This window comes from Oleiagrimonas sp. MCCC 1A03011 (assembly GCF_003267965.1).
Taxonomy (GTDB): Bacteria; Pseudomonadota; Gammaproteobacteria; order Xanthomonadales; family Rhodanobacteraceae; genus Oleiagrimonas; species Oleiagrimonas citrea.
Window position 1 is genome coordinate 1 of sequence record NZ_MSPY01000032.1, and the last position, 1,309, is coordinate 1,309.

Below are 1,309 nucleotides of genomic sequence, written 5' to 3' on the forward strand. Positions count from 1 at the left end.
CCTTCCCACAACGTCCCGGTCCGGCCGTGCCGTCCATTGAACAAACCCACATAGTTCCGCGAAAAGGCATGCATCAGCCGCGACACCGCGCCCTTTTCCTGCGGAGTCATCAACAGATGCACGTGATTGCTCATCAGCACATAGGCGTGCAGATGGCACCCGTAGCGCAGCAAGGCTTGGCGCAAGCATTGCAGGTAACGCTGGCGGTCTTCATCATCCAGGAAGCACGGCAGGCGGTTGTTGCCGCGCTGCACGACGTGCTGTGGAATGCCGGGAATATCGAGACGTGGTGGTCGAGCCATGCAGTAAGCATCGCCTAACCCCATGACGACGCACCACCAGAACAAGCAGCTGTGCGATGTGCTCTATACCCGCGAATGCATGTCAGAAATTGTCCCTGACACCTTTTTTCTTCACTCAAAGGCATGACTGATCAGGTACACAATGCCGACTGCAAGCATTGACAAATACAGCAGCGTCATGAACGAAAACAACCACGGCTCCTTGACCTTGTAGGTCACGATAAACCTGACCCACGGCACGATCACGAACCCTTGTCTTACGTCGTTTATCGCAATCAGCCCAAAGGCCAGCAGTGCAGCGGAACTCAGCAGCATGGCCGCCGGCTTGAAAATGACGGACACCTGCTGTTGTTGCGCGTCATGGAAAAGAGTGATCCTGATTGCATACAGAATAAAGATAAGTGCAGCCCAGACAAGCAGTACCCGGATGAGCCTAGCCATGGAGGCCCGCACTTCGGGAGGCTGTGAATTTCTTTTTACCATGGCGATTTGGTAATCCCCCCGCTTTCAGCGGACTCCAGAAGTGGAGCTATGCGGCCATTGCCAGTTTCTGCATCGGCGTGATGCCACCGAGCACCATGTTCGGGCGCTCATGATTGTAAGTCCACAGCCAGGAGGTCAGAAATTGTCCCTGACACCTTTTTTTCCATCATTGAGATATGGAAAAGCAATTTCGACAACAACATCAAGTGCACCAATAGCCACAGATCCAAAGAACGCAACAAATACTCCGGCAGCAACAAATCGCCATGGCTTACCGAGCATACGACCACTAACCCCCGTATATGCTCCCAAAGCAAATAAAACCGCAACCAACAAGCCAAACAAAAGAAAAACAAACATATTAATCACCCCAAGAAAAATAAATAACGCATGCAAAGATTAAATTAATTGATACCAAACACATAAATTGTCCCTGACACCTTTTCTGAAGAAATTCAGCCGCCGCAGCGATTTCAGCGAGGGAATGAGCTCTGCAATGCCGGCCAGACCCACCGCCAGCGCCA

At 51.7% G+C, this 1,309-nt stretch carries 3 protein-coding genes; all 3 read right to left on the reverse strand.

Features of this window, described 5'->3' with window-relative positions; translation table 11 throughout:
* The coding region (locus BTJ49_RS15210) for a transposase (RefSeq protein WP_343125542.1) at window positions 1-347 on the reverse strand (347 nt) is incomplete at its 3' end.
* 66 nt (window positions 348-413) lie between these two features.
* Window positions 414-743, reverse strand: coding sequence for a hypothetical protein (locus BTJ49_RS15215; protein WP_113066268.1), 330 nt, complete (start codon window positions 741-743; stop codon window positions 414-416).
* A gap of 177 nt (window positions 744-920) precedes the next feature.
* Window positions 921-1,145, reverse strand: coding sequence for a hypothetical protein (locus BTJ49_RS15660; RefSeq protein WP_146742393.1), 225 nt, complete (start codon window positions 1,143-1,145; stop codon window positions 921-923).
* Between the last annotated feature and the right edge of the window lie 164 nt (window positions 1,146-1,309).

What these genes read in the sequence shown, in the direction of transcription:
- BTJ49_RS15215 (WP_113066268.1), bottom strand. Translation starts at nt 743, where the DNA reads ATGGCTAGGCTCATCCGGGTACTGCTTGTCTGGGCTGCACTTATCTTT.
- BTJ49_RS15660 (WP_146742393.1), bottom strand. Translation starts at nt 1,145, where the DNA reads ATGTTTGTTTTTCTTTTGTTTGGCTTGTTGGTTGCGGTTTTATTTGCT.